Genomic DNA, 202 nt, shown 5'->3' with positions numbered 1-202 from the left:
AAAGAGCAACTTAAACAGTATATGTACGATTATGTAAAAGAATATGAGGAAATTCCTATTTATCAGTTAGAAGATTTATTTAAAGAGTTAGATCATGACTATAAAGGTAAAACGAGTGTGACACATGATCAGGATAAGAATATCGTTTTTTGGAGTGGTTGGAATAAGCTCACAATGTATGCGTTGATTGAGTTAGTTAAGG

The 202-nt window shown here is 31.2% G+C and carries 1 pseudogene; it reads left to right on the top strand.

The features are described 5' to 3' along the window. Positions 1-202: pseudogene (locus HMPREF2864_RS00175) on the top strand (hypothetical protein); the annotation flags it as partial.

The organism is Staphylococcus sp. HMSC059F04 (assembly GCF_001812565.1).
Classification (GTDB): Bacteria; Bacillota; Bacilli; order Staphylococcales; family Staphylococcaceae; genus Staphylococcus; species Staphylococcus lugdunensis.
The sequence above is the reverse complement of the archived record's forward strand: the minus strand, read 5'-3'. Positions and strand labels throughout refer to the sequence as shown.